The following is a 12,604-nucleotide window of genomic DNA, read 5'->3' as shown; positions in this document are numbered from 1 at the left end:
CGACAATAGGCCGATCATGCGTTGCCTGTTGATCGACAACTACGACTCCTTCACCTGGAACCTCGCCGACCTGATCGGCCGCGCGTTCGGCCAGGCGCCGACCGTGCTGCGCAACGATGCGGCGCAGTGGGACGCACTGCGCGCCGATGCGCGCTACGACTGCATCGTGGTTTCGCCCGGTCCCGGCAGCGCCGCCCACGCCGCCGACCTGGGCCTGTCGCGCCCGGCGATCGAACGCTCGGCGCTGCCGTTGCTCGGGGTGTGCCTGGGATTCCAGGCCATCGCCCACGCCCACGGCGGCCGCATCGCGCATGCGCCCGAGCCGGTGCACGGTCGGCCCGCGCGCCTGCGCCACGACGGCCGCGACCTGTTCGCCGGCCTGCCGCAGGACCTGGTCGCGATTCGCTATCACTCGCTGATCGCCGCCGCGCCGCTGCCGCCCGAACTGGAGGCCAGCGCGCACAGCTACGACGGCGTGATCATGGCGCTGCGCCATCGCCGGCGGCCGCAGTGGGGCGTGCAGTTCCATCCCGAATCGGTGCTGACCGAGCACGGCCTGGCGATGATCGGCAACTTCCGCGACCTCGCGCACCGGCATCGCGGCGGCGTCGCGCTGGGCTGGCGCGAACGCGCCGCGGCAAGCGCGCCGGCGGAGCCGGTAGCCGCGGCCGCAACGGTCGAGCGGATCGAACCCGTCGCTTCCGACGTTCCCGTCGCTCACATCGCACCGGCGACGCCGGCCGCGCTGCGCGCCTGGGCGCGCGCGCTGGAACCCGCGCCCGACGCCGAGAGCGTGTTCGCGCAGTGCTATGCGCAGTCGCCGCACGCGTTCTGGCTCGACAGCCAGGTCGGCGGGGACGCGGCGTGCTCGTTCATGGGCGACGCCGATCCGGCGCAGGTGCTCGCTTACCGCCTCGGCGACGACGATGCCGCGTTGTCGGCCGGGCAGGCTTTGCTGGCGAGGCTGCGCGCGGAACTGGCGCAGGCGGTCGCCGGCCCCGCCGAACCGCTGCCGTTCGAGTTCCGCGGCGGCTACGTCGGCTACTTCGGCTACGAAGCCAAGGCCCTGTTCGACGGCGAACGCGGCCACTGCGCCGAAGCGCCCGACGCGGTGTGGATGCAGGCGCGGCGCTTCCTCGCCTTCGACCACGCCAGCGGCCGCGCCTGGGCGGTGGCGGTCGCCGACGAACACGGCGCCGCCGACGCGCAGCGCTGGCTGGAACGAACCGCCGCGCGCCTGCGCTCGCTGCCGCCCGCGCCGCCGCCGTGCGCGCCGCCGGCGTTGCCCAAGCTGGACGTGGCGATGGACCTCGGCCACGACGACTACCTCGCCGCGATCGGCGAATGCCGGCGCGCGATCTTCGAAGGCGAGTCCTACCAGGTCTGCCTGACCAACCGCTTCCGCCTGCGCGCGCCGCTGGATCCGCTGGCGCTGTACCGGCATCTGCGCCGCGGCAACGCCGCGCCGTTCGGCGCGTTCCTGCGCAGCGGCGCGCACTGCGTGCTGAGCACCTCGCCCGAGCGCTTCCTGCGCGTGGACGGCGCCGGCCGCATCCAGGCCAAGCCGATCAAGGGCACCATCCGCCGCTCGCACGACCCGGCGCTGGACGCGCAGTACGCGCAACGCCTGGCCGGCTCGGACAAGGACCGCGCCGAGAACCTGATGATCGTCGACCTGATGCGCAACGACCTCAACCGCGTCGCCGAACGCGGCTCGGTCGGCGTGCCGGCGCTGGCGGCGATCGAGAGCTACCGCACCGTGCACCAACTGGTCAGCACGGTCGAAGCGCAACTGCGCCCGCACTGCGACCTGATCGACCTGCTGCATGCGAGCTTCCCCGGCGGCTCGATCAGCGGCGCGCCCAAGCGCCGCACGTTGGCGATCATCGACCGGCTCGAACGCGGCGCGCGCGGGGTGTACTGCGGTTCGATCGGCTACCTCGGCTACGGCCGCGTGGCCGACCTCAACATCGGCATCCGCACCCTGGCCTTCGACGGCAGCGAGCTGTCGTTCGGCGCCGGCGGCGCGATCACCTGGCTGTCGGACGCGGAGTCGGAGTTCCAGGAGATGCTGCTGAAGGCCGAGGCGGTGCTGCGGCCGTTGTGGGATTACCTGAGCGGCGGCGCGCGGTTCGAGGCGGATGTGAGGGGCGATCGCTGGAGGGTGCGCGGCGGCTGAGCCGAGCGCCGTCCGGCCCGACGCTCTGTGGAAGGGCGTGCAAGGACCGAGGCCCCTGTGGGAGGGCTTTCAGGCCCGACGCTCTTGGTACAGACGCGATGCGCCCGCCCACCGCCACGCCCCAAACCCCAGCACCGGCAGCGCCGCCAACAGCCCCGCATCGAACCACAGCGGAAACTCCCCGCCCAGGTTCGCCACCGCCCACACCGCCATCGTCGCGAGCGCCAGCCACGCCAGAGCCGCCTGCGCCCGCGCCGCCACCGGCGCCCAGCGCGCGACGATCCACAACGCCAGCGCTGCGGCAGCGACAGTCCACGCCAAGTCCCAACCCAGGCGCGCGATGCCGCCCGGCGGCAGGCCCAGCGCGGCGGCCAGTTCGCCGCCGGTCCAGTTGGTTGCGACGAACGCGGCCGCGGCGACCGCCAGCAACAGCAACGAGCCCAGGCCGAGCCGCAGCGCACGTGCCGCGGTCATGCGGACAGACCGCCGCTCACGTCCGCGACTCCGCCGCGATCCCCGCATTGACCGCATCGTCCACGCTCCAGTAATCCAGCGCCGACGCCGTCTGCCCCGGCAACTGCACGCGTTCGAGCAGCGCGCGCACGCCGTCCTTGAGCCGGGCCAGCGCCAGCGCCACGCCGCGCGCGCGCAGCCACGCGTCGAAGTCGCTCAGCGCTTCCAGCGCGGTGCTGTCCAAGTCCGGCGAGATCTCCAGGCTCAGCACCAGCCGGCGCGCGTCGGGGTGGGTTTGCACTTGCTGCCGCGCCAGCGCCAGGATCGGTTCGGCGTTGGCGAAGAACAGCGGTTGCTCGGGCCGCAGCACCAGCACGCCGGGCACCGGCGCGGCTTGCGGGTGCAGGGCGGTGTCGACGAAGTCGTGGCTGCCGGGCAGCCGTCCGAGCACGCTCAGGCGCGGGCGCGAGAGCCGGCGCAGCAGCATCAGCAGGCTGAAGGCGATGGCCGCGAGCAGGCCGTCGAGGATGCCCAGCGTCAGCACCGTGGCGACCGCGGCGAAGGCGACCAGGCGGTCGCGGTGCCAGCGCAGGTACGGCGCGAACGTCGCCGGCCGCAGCGACTTGCTCACCGCGTGGATCACGATCGCCGCCAGCACCGGCTGCGGGATGCGCTCGATCCAGGCCAGGGCGAAGCCGACCAGCGCCAACACCGTCAGCGCCGCGACCAGCCCGGCCAGGCGCGAGCGCGCGCCGGCGGCTTCGTTGGCCGAGGTCGCCGAGTAACCGGCGCCGACCGGCAGGCCGTGCAGCAGGCCGGACACGACATTGGCCACGCCGAGCGCGAACAGGTCGCGATTGGCCTCGACCGGATCGCCGTGCTTGAGCGCGTAGGCGCGGATCGCGGTGTAGGACTCGGCGTACAGCACCAAAGTCAGCGCCAGCGCCAGTTCCAGGCAGGTCAGCCATTGCCCGTTGTCGGGCCAGCCCGGCGCGGCGAGCTGCGGGCTCAGCGCGATGGCGCCGATCAGGGCGACGCCGTGCGCAGCCAGCCATGGCGCGGCGGCCACGCCCAGCGCGATCGCGATCAGGCTCGCCGGGATCCGCGGAAAGCGTTCGCCGAACTTCAACGCCAGCAGCGCCAGCGCGCCGGCGGCGAAGCTGGCCGGCTGCCATTCGCGCCAGCGCTGCGGCAGTTCCAGCAGCAGCGGCAGGAATTCGGAGGCGCGCGCGTGCACGCCCAGCAGCGCCGGCAACTGCTTGAGCACGATCACCCAGGCCAGGCCGAAGGTGAAGCCGCGCAGCACCGGCCGCGCGATCATCTGCGACAGCCCGCCCAGGCGCGCGGCCGCGGCGGCGAGGAAGCAGGCGCCGGTGGCCAGGGTCAGGAAACCGGCGAGGGCCGCGCGCGCCAGCGGGTCGGGACCGGCCGCGGCCAGGGTCGCCGCGGCCAGCACCGCCGCCGAGGACGAGGTCGCCGAGACGATGGCGTAGCGGCTGCGCCCGATCAGCCCGTAGCACAGCAGGCCGGCGAACAGGGCGAACACGCCGGTCTGCGCCGGCAGCCCGGCGAGGCTGGAATAGGCCACCGCCTCGGGCAGCAGCAGGCCGGCGATGGCCAGCCCGGCGACGATGTCGGCGCGGCGGCCGCCCGCCGCGGCGGCGGAGGCGGGCGCGCTCATCCGATCGGGCCGCTCCAGCCCGGCAGGTAGCCGGCCTCGCGGCTGTGCGCCAGCGCCAGCGCGCGTTCGAGCGTGCGCGCGCCGGCCTTGGCCGCGGCCTTGGGCGCGATCCGCGCGCGCAGGAAGTCGGCCCACAGGAACTCGGCGTACGGGGTGGCGTCCTTGGCGCAGCCGCCGGCCTCGCGCACGCGCGCGGCCAGGCTGCGGTAGGGATCGTCGCGCAGCTGCGCCAGCCCGGCGGGAATCGCCGCGTACGCCGTGCGCGCGCCGCGTTCGTCGTAGGGGTGGGCCCAGCGGTTGAACTCCATGGTCCGCCAGAACGTGTCCGCATCGAGCCAGGAGAAATCGCGCTGCACGATCACCGGCACCTGCTCGACCGCTTCTTCGAGCATGGCCAGGCCGAAGTGGTGGTGATCGACGATGTAGACCTCGCCCGCCGGCCCGAGCACGCCGGGGAACCAGTGCGAGGCGATCAGCGCCGCGCGCTTCTTGCGCCCCAGCGCATGCCACTGCGCGCGCTTGTCGGCGACCTCGCGGCGGCCGACGGTGACCTGGGTGGGACGCAGCCGCTGCGGGGCCACGGCGAGGATCGGATGACGCAGGCCGTGCGGGGGCATGGGCGGGTTCCGCGGTCGCGCCGGCGCGGGCCGGCCTCGGCGTCTACGTTACCGGCAAGCCCGCGGTTGGGTAAGCGCGGCGGCGGGCCCGGCCGCGCCCGGACCCAGGTGCGCCGGCGCCCGGCCGGCGCGCCGGGTCCGGCATCTGCGCCTGCCCGGTTCGTACCCGGTTCGCGCCCGATCGATGCGCGGCCGCGTCGGCGCAGCGCGCGCGCAACCGGCGTGCCGCGCGCGTGGCTCGCCGCAACGGCGAGGCGCTATGCTCACTCCACCCCTCCGGGCGTCGCCCCCGCCATGACCGCCGCCGATCCGCCGTCCGACCTCGGCCCGCCCGACATCACGCACCTGTTGCAGGATTGGCGCGACGGCGACCGGCAGGCCGAAGCGCAGTTGCTGGAGCGCATCTACCCGGTGCTGCGGCGGCTGGCGCGGCAGCGGCTGGCGCGCAGCGGCCAGGTGACCCTGCGCGCGACCGAGCTGGCCAACGACGCCTATTTCGAATTGGCCCAGCAGCGCGAGGTGCCGTTCCAGAACCGCGCCCATTTCTACGCCATCGCCGCGCACGCGATCCGGCGCCTGCTGGTCGACCACCTGCGCGAGCGTTCCGCGCTCAAGCGCGGCGGCGACCTGATCCGGGTGACCCTGCAGGCCGGCGAGGAACTGGTCGCGCCGGCCGCCGACCTGGTCGACGCGCTCGACCTGGACCGCCTGCTGGAGCGGCTGCAGCGCATCAACGCCCGCGCCGCGCGCGGGGTAGAGCTGCGCTACTTCGGCGGGCTCACCATCGAGGAAACCGCGCAGACCATTGGCGTATCGCTGCCGACCGCCAAGCGCGACTGGCAGTTCGCCCGCGCCTGGCTGCACGACCAGCTGTCCGCAGCCCCGGGCTGAGGCGCCCGCCGTGGCCACGTCGACCGGGTTGTGGGCGCAGGCCGCCGAGGTCTTCTCACGCGCGCTGGAACTGCCGGCGCCGGCGCGCGCGGCCTTGCTCGAACAGGCCTGCGCCGCGCATCCCGACCCGGCCGCGCTGCGCCAGGCGCTGGCGCGGCTGCTGGCCGCGCACGAGGCGATGGAAGCCGAGGACGCCGGCGCCGCCGGCGACGCCTTGCCCTGGCGCGGCGGCGTGCAGCTGCTGGGCGATGCGCGGCTGTGGAGCGACGACGACCACGGCCGGCTCGCCGCGGGCGAGCGCGCCGGGCCGTTCGTGATCGAGCGCGAACTCGGCGCCGGCGGCATGGGCCGGGTGTACCTGGCGCGGCGCGCGGTCGAAGGGCTGGAGCAGCGCGTCGCGCTCAAGCTCGCCGCCTCGCCGCTGTGGGCGCCGCAGGTGCAGCGGCGGCTGCGGCGCGAGCGCGAACTGCTGGCGAGCCTGGAACATCCCAACATCGCGCGCCTGATCGACGTCGGCGAACTGCCGTCGGGGCAGCCGTACTTCGCCATGGAGTACGTCGACGGCGAACCGATCCTGGCCTGGTGCGACCGCCGCCGGCTGCCGCTGCGCGCGCGCATCGAACTGGCGCTGCAGGCGCTGGCGGCGGTGGACTACGCCCACCGCCGGCTGGTGCTGCACCGCGACCTCAAGTCCGGCAACGTGCTGGTCGACGGCGAAGGCCGCGCGCGCCTGCTCGACTTCGGCATCGCCAAGGCGCTGGCGCCCGGCGCCGACGGCGCGGCGACGGTGGACGCGCAGGCGTTCTTCTCGCCGGCCAGCGCCGCGCCGGAGCAGGCGCTGGGCGCGCCGACCAGCGTCGCCACCGACGTCTACGCGCTCGGCGTGCTGCTGTACGAACTGCTGTGCGGGCAGCTGCCGATCGCCACCGACGGCCGCGGCGCCGCCGAACTGGCCCAGGCGATCGCGCACGAACTGCCGATGCTGCCGAGCCGGCGCCTGGCCGCGCTGGAGCAGCGCGAGCCGGCGCGCGCGCGCGCCATCGCCCAGGCGCGCGGCGCGGCGTCGGCGCGGGCGCTGCGGCGGCAGTTGCACGGCGACCTCGACGCGATCCTGGCGCGCTGCCTGCGCAAGGAACCCGAGCAACGCTACGCCAGCGTCGAACGTCTGGCCGAGGACCTGCGCGCGGCGCTGCGATCGCGGCCGGTCGCCGCGCGCGGCGGCGAACGCTGGTACCGGCTGGGCAAGTTCGCGCGCCGCCAGCGCGTGCCGCTGGCGCTGGCGGCGCTGGCGGTCGCGCTGGCCCTGGGTTTTGTGGTCCACACCGCGCTGCAGTCGCGCGAGCTGGCGCAGGCGCGCGACCGCGCCGAGGCGCGCCGGCACCAGGCCGAACGCGTCACCGCGTTCATGGTCGACCTGTTCCGCGCCTCCGACCCGCTGCAGGCGCGCGGCCGCGACCCCGGCGCGCGCGAACTGCTGCAGCGCGCGGCGCAGCGGCTGCAGCAGATCCGCGATCCCGACACCCGCGCCGCGCTGGCCGCGGCGATCGCCGAAGTCGAACTCAACCTCGGCGAGGTCTCCGCCGCCCAGCGCCACGCCGCCGAAGCGCTGGAACTGCGCCTGCGCCTGCCGCAACCCGACCCGATGCTGCTGCGCCAGAGCTACCGCCAGAACGCGCAGGTGGCGCTGGCGCGCGCCGACTACGCCGCGGCCGGGCGTTTCCTCGACCAGGCCCAGCGGCGCCTGCCGGCGCAGGCGCAAGACGAAGCGCTGACCCTGTTGCGCCTGCGCGCGCAGCTATCGCAGGCGCAGGGACGGCTGCAGCAGGCGCTGGCGCAGTGGCAGCGCGCCGACGCCGCGCACCGCCGCCGCTATGGCGCCGACGATCCGCGCAGCGCCCAGGTGCGGCGCGGCTGGGCCAGCGCGCTGCTGGCCGCCGGGCAGGAGCGGCGCGCGGCGCAATTGCTGGCGCAACTGCCGGCGCCGCGCAGCGACGGCCGCGACGACGATCCGGCGCTGGCAAAGGCGCTGGCCTCGCAGGCGCGCCAGCGCCGCGACGCCGGCGATTTCGTCCAGGCCGAGCAGCTCTCGCGGCGGGCGCTGGGCATCGTGCTGAAGGTCTATGGCGAGCGCCACGAAGAAACCGCTTCGGTGTTCAACCAACTCGGCACCATCGCCCAGGGCCGCGGCGATCCGGCCGCCGCGATGGCCTGGTTCCAGCGCGCGCTGACGGTGCGGCGCGACCTGCTCGGCCCGGATCATCCGGACGTGGCGCGCTCGGAATTCAACCTGGGCACGATGCGCCATCTGTTCATGGGCGACGCGCGCGGCGCCGAACCGCACCTGCGCCGCGCGGTGGAGATCGCCGCCGCGGCCACGCCGACGCACCTGAATCTGGCGATGTACCGGCTCGGCTGGGCGATGGACCTGCACGATCTGGGCCGCATTGACGCGGCGCGCGCGGCCCTGGCCCCGGCGCTGCGCCGGTTCGGCGAACTTCCCGGCCAGACCCTCAACCTGGCGCTGGCGCGCGCCGAGGACGCGTGCCTGGCGCCTGCGCCGTGGAACGCCGCGCAGGCGCGCGCGTTCGCCGAAGCCCGGGCCACGGTGAGCGCAGAACTCGATCCGCAGCATCCCAAGCGCCGGCGCGTGGAGGATTGCGCGCAGCGGCATGCGGCGGCCGCGACGACTCAGCGCGCGGCGTTGCCGGGAGCGCCGCCGGCGGGCGCATCCTGATTGAGCGTTTCCGGCACCAGCGTCGGCCAGGTCATCTTCATGCCCATCCCGGTGCTGAGTTCCGAACCGTGGACCAGGCCGTTGCGCAGTCTGACCGGATGCCAGCCGTCCGCCGGCAGATCGAACGCGACCGTCTCGTTCGGGCCGTCGCCCACGGCGACATACACATGCCGGCTGTCGTGATTCAAGGTGATGCGCTTGGGCGTGAAACGGCCGCTGTCGCGCAACGGGAAGGTGACGGTGGCGATCGGCGCCTGGGCCGGGAGCGACGGTGCGTCGGCGTACGACCAGTTTGGTCGCCGCGGCCGCACCCAGTCGGCGCGCAGCTGCAGTTCATAGCGTTCCACGAGCCACACCAGGGTCAAGGTCAGCAGGCGCTGGTCGCCGGAGCCCTCGGGTTCGAACGACCATTCCAGGAACGTCGAATCGACAGCGGGACCGGCGGGAACGGCGATCGGTCCGGAGGCCGGGCCGTAGATCGCCCCGGACATCGCCCCGGAGCGCGCCGACGAAGTCGTGGCGCCGCCGCCCGGCGCAGGCGGGATCGTGTACGGCGGCCGCAGCGATACGAATTCCAGGCAGAACGGAAGCCGCGGCCAATCGCGCATCCTGCTGAGCACCGCCAGATTGGCCGGCGTGAACGGCAGATCGCGCAGCGCCCAATACGGCGTCCTGGGTTCGCCGGCCGGCGCCGAAAGCGTCGTCGGCGCGACCACCATGTCCACTTGGCATCGGCCGCCATGAGGACCGTCGCCGCTGCCGGTGGGAGGCGGTTGCGGATCGGCGCCGCTGCCGATCGTGCCCAGGCTGTCGCAAAAATCGTTGCCGCCGCCGGCCAGCGCCGGCCCGGCGGCGAGCAGCAGGCCCAGGGTCAGGAAAGGCAATGCGCGCATGACTCGATCTCCTTGGTGGGCAGCGCCCGCGGCGTGAGCGTGGTCGCGCAGGGATACTCGCAATCGGCGCCGCGAACGGCTCATCGCGCTCCGCCGATCCGCGCGGGAACGCTCGCCGGCGGACGCGGCGCGCGTTCGAACCGGAACAGGGCGCGTTCCAGTTGCCATTGCGCGCGCGCTTTGGCGCTGGCCTGCAGCAATGCGCCGCAGCCCGGATCGGGATCGTCCGCGGGACTCGCGCCGGCGCAGGCCGCCACGCGCGCGCCGCCGGCCTGGTCGCGCCACAGGCTGGCGCCGGGCAGGAACGCGTACTGCAGGCTGTCGCGGGCGATGCGCTTGAGCGCGCGGTAGTCCAGGCCCTGGTCGAGCGCCGCGCGCAGGTACTCGCCGCTGAGATCGCTGCGCAGCACGCCCTGGTCGTCGGTGGCCAGCACCACCGGCACGCCGGCGGCGCGGTACAGCGCCAGCGGATGCGCGGCGCCGGCGACGCCGAGGATGGCGGCGTTGCTGGACAGGTTGATCTCGACCGCGGTGCGTTGCCGCGCCATCCGCCGCAGCAGCGCGTCCAGGCCGTCTTCGCTGGCGATCGCGACGCCGTGGCCGATGCGCTCGGCGCCGGCCACGGTCACCGCCTGGCCGATGTGGTCGCGCAGATCGCGCGGCGGCGCCAGCTCCGCGCTCAGTTCGCCGGCGTGCAAGGACAGCTTCACCCGCGGATGGCGCTGCTTGAAGAACGCCAGCATGCGCATGTGCAGGCGGTAGTCGCGCAGCGCCCGCGGGTGGTGCTCGGGGCCGAGCAGGTTGACGCCGACGAAGCGCGGATCGGCGTCGGCCAGGGCGAAGGCGAAGGCCATCGTCGCGAACGTGCGCGCCGGCGCGTGGGTGCGCGTGGCCGGCGCCTGGTAGCGCAGTTCGACCGCGCAACCGGCGTGCGGCGTCGCCCCGGCGCAGCCCAGCAGCGCGGCGGCGCGCGCCTCGTCGGCGTCCAGCTCGGCGCGCGCGCGCGCCACCGCCGCGGTCAATCGCGGCTGCAGCGCCGCGGCCATCGCGGCGAAGTCGTCGCCGTCGTCCGCCGGGTCCAAGCCGTCGAGCACGTCGCGCCCGGCCGGCGGCAGGTGCATGAGTTCCAGGTACTGGGTGTTCTCGTCGGCGGCGATCGTGCGCACCGCGGCGAGCATGTCGCCCGCGCGCCGGCGCGAGACCGGGCGGAAACGGTCGAACGCGGAGAAGAACCGCTGGTGCACCGGCAGCAGCGGATCGCCGCCGCCGCGCTCGTAGCCGCGCACCGACATCGTATCGATGGCGCGGCCGTACAGCGGCAGGTCGCTGCGCATCGCCCCGGCCACCGTTACCCGCGCGGGCGCCTGGCACGGCGGTTCGGCCAGGTGCGCGTCCTCGCGCTGCAGGCACAGGCCGTCTTCGCTGGCCCAGCGCAGATAATCCTCGGCGTAGACCGCGCCGCTGAGGTGGCTGTGCAGGTCGCCGCCCTTGGGCATCGCCTGCACGAACGCGCGCAACTGCGGCGGCTGCGCGCGGATGCGTTCGAAGTAGGCCGCCGCGGCGGCTTCGGCGTCGCGATCGGAGACGCCGCGCTGCGCCGCGCCGCCATCGGCCGAACCGCGCTCGGCGGCGCGTTCGCGCGCGGCCGCGCTCGCCGCGGCGAGCGCGAGGATCAGCGCGAGGGCCAGGCGCGCGGCGTTCATCGCGCCTCCGGCACGGCGTCGGCGTAGCGGTCCCAGTCGGCCTGCAGTTCGTGCAGCACCCGGCTGCCGACGCGGTAGGCGGCCTCGTATGCGGGCAGGCCGCGGCCGGCGTGCGGGCGCTGGGCCGATTCGAACGCGTCCATGCCCGGCGGCGGCCGGGTGTAGTTGGAGGCCGCGCGCAGCACCAGCAGCCGGCGCGGATCGACCTGGCCGGTGCGGCCCAGGCGCGCGAACGCGGCGGCGATGCCGGCGTCCTCCATGTCGCTGACGACGAACTGCGCGCGGCCGTCGGTGTGCAGCCGGGTCCAGTCGCGCGCCCAGCGCGTGGCGGCGATGCCGTGCCAGTAATGATTCGACGATACGCTCGCGCCGCGCCGCACCTGCGGGCCGTCCTGGGTGGCGGGGAATCCGCGCCACAGCCGGGCGAGCGCGCGGGTGTCGTCGCTGGCGCCGAGCGCGGTGTCGCGGGTCAGCGCGAACGCCCAGCCGGTCAGTCCGGGATCGAGCGGATAGACCTGGGCGTAGCGCGCGAACGGCCCATACTCCATCGCCTGCGCCGGCCGCCGGCCCGGGCCGGCGGCGCGGAACGCGTACACGCCGTAGGGCCAGTCGGCCGGCGCTTCGCGCGGATCCAGCGAGCGGGCCATGTCGTTGAGCGCGTAGTCGACCCACACCGCATCGCCGACCGCGCCGGCCTGCGGATCGATGCCGGCCACGCCGGCCACCAGCCAGTAGGCGCGCCTGAAGTCGAAGCGCGGGTCCATCGCCAGCGCCATGGTCGAGGCGGCGGCATTGGCCAGGCCCATGCCGGTGGTCATCGCCAGCACCGAGCGATCTGCGTTGGCGCGCAGCGGGCGCACACCGCCGGGGAAGTCCAGGCGCCGGTCCAGGCCTTCGCGCTCGACCCACAGTTGCAACTCGCCCGGCGCGTCGCCGCGGTCCTCGCCGTTTTCGTACGCGGTCACGATCACCACCTTGACCGGCCACGGCCCGGCTTCGTCCGCGCTGGCGGCGGCAGCGGCCAGCGGCGCCGCCGCCGCGCAGGTCGCCAGCGTCCAGCCGGCGACGCGGCGCCGCGCGGACGCACTTCGGCGTTTGCCGGCCGGATTCACAATCGCGCGCTGCCTGCCTGCGGTTGCCATCGTGTTCTCTCCCTGGTGCGATCGGTTCGCGACCGTTGCGCGGCATCGTCGCCGATCTTAGGCCAGGCCGATGACCGCGCCGCTGCGGCCGCGGCGCTAACCCAAGCTCACCGTGCAACCGCGGTCACGGCGCGGCCGACTTTGCTGCGATAGGCATCGACTGCGCGCGATGCGGAACCTTGCCGGCCCGCCCCGGTCGAAGCCGCGCCGCGACCATGCCGGCTTTGTAACCGTACGTATCGGCCGGCTGCATCGCAGCCGAACGGCAGCTGACCCGCTGCGACTTTCGACGGATTCGCGGTAATGGAAAA

General features: G+C 74.6%; 9 protein-coding genes. 3 read left to right on the top strand and 6 right to left on the bottom strand.

Annotation, left to right across the window (positions count from 1 at the left end):
- The first annotated feature begins 16 nt into the window (after nucleotides 1–16).
- A complete protein-coding gene (gene pabB / locus BLV01_RS18735; protein ID WP_091803386.1) occupies nucleotides 17–2,179 on the top strand; it encodes an aminodeoxychorismate synthase component I in 2,163 nt (720 codons plus the stop codon).
- Nucleotides 2,180–2,248: 69 nt separating this feature from the next.
- On the opposite strand, the gene BLV01_RS18730 is transcribed toward pabB, so the two are convergent.
- From BLV01_RS18730 to BLV01_RS18720, 3 genes are read right to left on the bottom strand one after another with little or no spacing between them, the layout of a single operon-like run.
- Entirely contained in the window at nucleotides 2,249–2,653 is a 405-nt protein-coding gene (locus BLV01_RS18730) for a hypothetical protein (protein ID WP_091803383.1), read from the bottom strand.
- A gap of 16 nt (nucleotides 2,654–2,669) precedes the next feature.
- Nucleotides 2,670–4,313: a SulP family inorganic anion transporter gene (locus BLV01_RS18725; protein WP_091803380.1), complete on the bottom strand. Its 1,644-nt coding sequence runs from the start codon at nucleotides 4,311–4,313 to the stop codon at nucleotides 2,670–2,672.
- Nucleotides 4,310–4,930: a ParB-like protein gene (locus BLV01_RS18720; protein WP_091803379.1), complete on the bottom strand. Its 621-nt coding sequence runs from the start codon at nucleotides 4,928–4,930 to the stop codon at nucleotides 4,310–4,312. The genes BLV01_RS18725 and BLV01_RS18720 overlap by 4 nt, the downstream gene beginning before the upstream one ends.
- Nucleotides 4,931–5,224: 294 nt before the next feature.
- On the opposite strand from BLV01_RS18720, the gene BLV01_RS18715 reads away from it, so the two are divergent.
- Both BLV01_RS18715 and BLV01_RS18710 read left to right on the top strand, forming a co-directional pair.
- Nucleotides 5,225–5,821: an ECF-type sigma factor gene (locus BLV01_RS18715; RefSeq protein ID WP_091803376.1), complete on the top strand. Its 597-nt coding sequence runs from the start codon at nucleotides 5,225–5,227 to the stop codon at nucleotides 5,819–5,821.
- A 10-nt stretch (nucleotides 5,822–5,831) separates the two neighbouring features.
- Complete coding sequence (locus BLV01_RS18710; protein ID WP_091803373.1) at nucleotides 5,832–8,555, top strand: serine/threonine-protein kinase; 2,724 nt, start codon at nucleotides 5,832–5,834, stop codon at nucleotides 8,553–8,555.
- Here the strand turns inward: BLV01_RS18710 and BLV01_RS18705 are convergent.
- The 3 genes from BLV01_RS18705 to BLV01_RS18695 all read right to left on the bottom strand — a co-directional run bounded on the left by BLV01_RS18705 (nucleotide 8,510) and on the right by BLV01_RS18695 (nucleotide 12,293).
- Nucleotides 8,510–9,448, bottom strand: a complete 939-nt coding sequence (locus tag BLV01_RS18705; protein ID WP_091803370.1) for a hypothetical protein — start codon at nucleotides 9,446–9,448, stop codon at nucleotides 8,510–8,512. The genes BLV01_RS18710 and BLV01_RS18705 overlap by 46 nt on opposite strands.
- An 80-nt stretch (nucleotides 9,449–9,528) precedes the next feature.
- A complete protein-coding gene (locus BLV01_RS18700) occupies nucleotides 9,529–11,151 on the bottom strand; it encodes an amidohydrolase family protein (protein ID WP_091803367.1) in 1,623 nt (540 codons plus the stop codon).
- Nucleotides 11,148–12,293 carry a purine-nucleoside phosphorylase gene (locus tag BLV01_RS18695; protein WP_091803365.1) on the bottom strand — a complete coding sequence of 382 codons (1,146 nt, stop codon included), beginning with the start codon at nucleotides 12,291–12,293 and terminating at the stop codon, nucleotides 11,148–11,150. The genes BLV01_RS18700 and BLV01_RS18695 overlap by 4 nt, the downstream gene beginning before the upstream one ends.
- Nucleotides 12,294–12,604: the final 311 nt, after the last annotated feature.

Origin of the sequence: Lysobacter sp. yr284, from assembly GCF_900107375.1 — a bacterium.
GTDB lineage: Bacteria > Pseudomonadota > Gammaproteobacteria > Xanthomonadales > Xanthomonadaceae > Lysobacter.
Note: the sequence above shows the minus strand (reverse complement) of the source record. Positions and strands in the feature narration are given on the sequence as shown.